The following is a 542-nucleotide window of genomic DNA, read 5'->3' on the forward strand; positions in this document are numbered from 1 at the left end:
ACCGTCCAGCCCTTCGGCGGATCGGCGTTCACGCGGAGCATGTTCAATGCCGAACTGATGCCGGTCACGACGAACATGAGTGGCGCAGTCACGAGCGTCGCTGCCACGCCCAGAACCGACTCATTTCCTTTGACCGCGCCGACGAGATTGAATTTGGCCGGCGGCGACGGCGGATACCAGAACCCCGGCTTCGTTCCTTGTTTGCCATGCCGCCAATCGTCTTCCCAGTATCGGTACGGTTTCTGCACGCCAACCGGGAAACCGGAAGCAAAGACCCGTTGCGTCAGGATGCCGGCTGCCCCGATATCGTCGAGTTCGTGCTTGCTGATGCCGCGCCAGCCGATCCCTTGCACCGTCACCGCCGAAATCACCTGATCGTGCGGACAGCAATATGCGGTGACGCGGCCATACGTCGATTCATTCAGCCCGTGCCTCGCGCGATCCTCTTGCGCCGCATAAGACCGCTTGCTGGTCGGCGAGACCCGCTTGTTTTCCATGTCCTCATCGATTTTGTCGGCAGGCTGTTCGTAAGCTTTTCGAGC

The 542-nt window shown here is 60.5% G+C and carries 1 pseudogene; it reads right to left on the reverse strand.

The annotated features are described in order from the left end of the window. Positions 1-542: pseudogene (locus tag DIE12_RS37790) on the reverse strand (hypothetical protein); the annotation flags it as partial.

Origin of the sequence: Burkholderia sp. Bp9015 (genome assembly GCF_003853505.1) — a bacterium.
In the GTDB taxonomy this organism is placed as follows: Bacteria; Pseudomonadota; Gammaproteobacteria; order Burkholderiales; family Burkholderiaceae; genus Burkholderia.